Annotated in this window: 5 protein-coding genes; all 5 read right to left on the reverse strand. The window is 56.0% G+C overall.

Translation table 11 applies throughout. The features are described 5' to 3' along the window. Window positions 1-13: 13 nt before the first annotated feature. On the reverse strand, window positions 14-736 hold the full coding sequence (locus AC2LD7_RS21810) for a cytochrome P450 family protein (protein WP_484599701.1): 723 nt from the start codon (window positions 734-736) through the stop codon (window positions 14-16). Between the two features lie 21 nt (window positions 737-757). Next, window positions 758-1,666: a sterol desaturase family protein gene (locus tag AC2LD7_RS21815; protein WP_023083085.1), complete on the reverse strand. Its 909-nt coding sequence runs from the start codon at window positions 1,664-1,666 to the stop codon at window positions 758-760. A gap of 68 nt (window positions 1,667-1,734) precedes the next feature. Then, complete coding sequence (locus tag AC2LD7_RS21820; protein WP_023083084.1) at window positions 1,735-2,481, reverse strand: helix-turn-helix transcriptional regulator; 747 nt, start codon at window positions 2,479-2,481, stop codon at window positions 1,735-1,737. Continuing rightward, complete coding sequence (gene lspA / locus AC2LD7_RS21825; RefSeq protein WP_023083083.1) at window positions 2,478-2,987, reverse strand: signal peptidase II; 510 nt, start codon at window positions 2,985-2,987, stop codon at window positions 2,478-2,480. Before lspA ends, AC2LD7_RS21820 begins: the two co-directional genes overlap by 4 nt. Next, complete coding sequence (locus tag AC2LD7_RS21830) at window positions 2,984-3,331, reverse strand: DUF3703 domain-containing protein (protein WP_044727165.1); 348 nt, start codon at window positions 3,329-3,331, stop codon at window positions 2,984-2,986. The genes lspA and AC2LD7_RS21830 overlap by 4 nt, the downstream gene beginning before the upstream one ends. Window positions 3,332-3,512: the final 181 nt, after the last annotated feature.

Here is a 3,512-nt window from a genome sequence, read left to right on the forward strand (position 1 = left end):
GACACCATCGCCCTTAATGCTGGAGTTCGGAAGGTGAGTTGGCTGGACGCTTACGATCCAACGGCTGTCCGTGCTGGTCCTTGTAATGGGCGATGCGTTCGAGAGGCGATTGCTCGGGTGTAGGGGGAGCGGCGCGAGTGGACTCGACGAGCTCTGCCGCCCATTGCTCCAATCGGCGACGTGCCTTCCGTGCCTGCCAGTGCTGCAGACCGATCGCGCCGGCGTGCTCATAGAGAGCTGCAAGATCTTGAGTCCATTGTTGAACATCTCTTTCAGCGATTGGAGCACCGGCCCAGTCGCATACGGTGCGGCATAGAATTTCGCGAGCAATCTCGTAGAGGACGATTGACTCACCGGGACGCCAAGTTCGCGCATACTCCCTCCAACGAACCTCGCTCAACTCTGCTAGTTCCTGCACGTTCGCGGGTGTGAGCACTCCCATGAAGAGGGCCTTTCGGTGACGATGCGCATCACCGTCCAAACCTTGGACACCGTCTTGTCCGAATAAGGTTTTTTGCAGTCGCTTGGGCGCAGCGTTCTGGCGAACGAATCGGTCAGGGTCGCAAATCAAGCGAGCAGCTTCGGCACCTGTTAGGCACAGAGTTTTCTGTAATATCAAGCGAGTTTGAAACACAGGCGATTGATGAAACTTACTGCGCGTGGAGATAAATCGGTAGGGATCTCGCAAAAAGGCCCAAGTACTGTCCAATCCGGTGTCACGCGGTATGTTTGGCATTGCTGACTCCACCCGTTCTAGCTACGTGTTGCGGATTTCATCCTGCTCTGAAGAATTGTGACCGGCCGGGTAAGCAGATGTTGGATGAACAGGATCAATAAATTGCCCGAAATAATTTCTGGGGTAGTCCTTTTCATGCAATCCAACCTCAGCCTCGCCCAGCTTCCCGGCGCTGTCGTAGAAGGTTCCAAACATCTGATCCCACACAGTTGAAAACTCACCGAAGTTGACCTGAGCGTCTTCGAAGTCGCGCTTATGGTGCCAACGATGGACCTCAGCAACCCCTAGCACATGCCGCAGCCAACCCACGCTGTAGTCCAGGTTCGAATGCTGAAAGGCCAGATGGACGGTTAGGATCCCAAACCACGTTGCGACTACGGCAGACGGAGCTCCAGATATGAGCAAAACCACCAGCCCCGGCCCGGCCATCAACGCCGCATGCAGAGGATGTCGACGTTCTCCGTTCATCCAGTAGAGCCGCTCAGCGCTGTGATGGATCATGTGAAAGCGCCACAGCCAATGCACCCGGTGGCTGATGCGGTGCATCACATACAGGCTCAAGTCGAGCACGGCGGCGACTAGTAGCAATTGCAGCCACAATGGGCTCTCGATCGGAAAGAGCCGAACCGAAGCCGGTACCGCATCGCCTAACTTAGCCAGAAATTCTGCAGTAAATTGAATGACAGACAGGTTCACCAGCATGTGCAGCAGATCCGTCAGGGTGTCCTGATGATCTTCCAGCCAGGCTCGCCGAAAAGGCTGGATGCGCTCCAAGCCAGCAATGAGTAGCAGCCCCGCCGCGGCGACTATGGGTGTGGTGGGCCAATACGGTATACCTGCATACAGCGCCCAAATCATGAAGGAGGCACAGCCGCCAAACACAAGTGGATAGCTCAGCCACCGTATGGCGAATCGCAAGGGAATAGACATCGCTCAGCTCCTGAGTAGGGAGCCATGACTGTATGTGGGAAGGTCCGCTTTCGGCTTGAACGAAAGAGCTACGACCCCTGAAGATCGACTTCAGCCAGGGCGGAGGAAGGATCGATGCCCAGCAGTGCCCGGAATGTCCGGGAGAAATGTGCCGAGTCAGAAAAGCCCGCCTCATGGGCCGCTTCAGTGAGTAGACCCCCTTTGGCTAGGTGCTGTAGGGCTTGTGTGAGACGTAACCATTTCGCATAGCTGCGCAGCGGCAAGCCTGTCTGTTCCACGAACCAATGGGAAAACCGTGTAGGGGATAAATGCACCAACGCGGCCATTTCTTCGCGCCTCATTTGGCCTCTATGCAGCGCTTCAATCACCTTTGTCAAGCGAGGATCTGGAATCGGTGGATCGGGTAGCCGCAGTGCCTGGCGCACCCCCGTCCTAACCTGGAGAGCGGTATGTCCTGTCTCGCGCAGCATATCGATAATCGCTACTACGTCCGCCGGGGCGATCACGACTACCCTTGCTTCTTCGGTACCCCGCATAGTTGGGGCTTCATCGGATAGTGCATCCAGATAGATCGACAGCACTCGACCAGCACTGATCCGGTGTTTCAGGCCCGCGGCGATGAAGATGGCAGCCCCTGTTTGAATGCCCAACGGGGTTTCAACCGATACAGGTGAATCGAGGCCCACTGAAATCTGATGCGCCTGATGGTGGTGCCACTCCTGGTGGCCGGCACGGCCATGAAAGATGCCGATGCCGGGCCCTATCCAGGCCTGGCCTGCCCAGCGTACGGTATCCGTTGAGAGCGAGCCTTTCATTCGTTGACTCGGCCGGCTTCCGCATTTGGGCTTAGCAAACTGCTCAGGATCAACATGGCGGCGCCACCGACGATAGCAATATCCGCCAGGTTAAACGCAGGCCAATGCCAGGACAGCCAGTAAAAATCCAGGTAGTCGATTACATGGCCTCGAAATGCGCGATCAATCAGATTCCCAACTGCCCCGCCCAAGATAAGGCTATAGCCTAGGGCTTCGCTTTTGGCTCTGCGTTTACGCAATATCAGAGCCAGCACGATCGAAACGACCAAAGCTATGACAATGAAGAAGTAACGCTGCCAACCACCCGCGTCAGCCAGGAAGCTGAACGCTGCACCGGTATTCCAGAAGTGAACCAGGTTGAAGAACGGGGTGAGAGGAATCACGGTGCCGACCGGGAGCGAACCCGTAATTGCGCTTTTCAACGCTAGGTCGGCCGAGGCAATGGCTAGCGATAGCATCCACCAGAACCCAGGAGCAACAAGAGGTGATCTAGGAGACGACCTCATTGCATTTCTCCTTGAAGAAGTCGCTGCAGCTCCGGTGAAATAGGCATCGGCGCAAAAGCACTGACCCTGGCGCGCCCGCTGTTTCCGAGCGGCACCCAGATCTTCGAGAACAGCAGGGCCGCCATGATTCGCGGTACTTGGCTGAGCACCTTTCGTAAGTCGCGCAACTGCCAGCCGGCCCTCAGCATCAGCCAATGGCTCTGAGCATGAAGAATAGGCATTCGCTGGCTCAATATGTGGGCTCGCTCCAGCCAGGAGAAAGCCTCGGTTGGCGCCTCTTCATTAAGTGCTTTCCTAGCCTGGAAGAAGGCCTCATCAATGGCAATGCTGAGAGCGGTATTCATCTGGATCTCACTTACGCAGTAGATGCCCGAGTGAACACCCTATAGCTGCTATAGGGTCAAGCGCTATGGGCGATTCAAGACAACGCAAAAATGACTTTATGCCGGATTACGAAAGAGGTTTGTCGCCCTGTTGCCGCTGACCGAAAACTGACCCAGTAGAGGCTGTTCTGCCGACTGAAAA

This window comes from Stutzerimonas sp. (genome assembly GCF_982611455.1).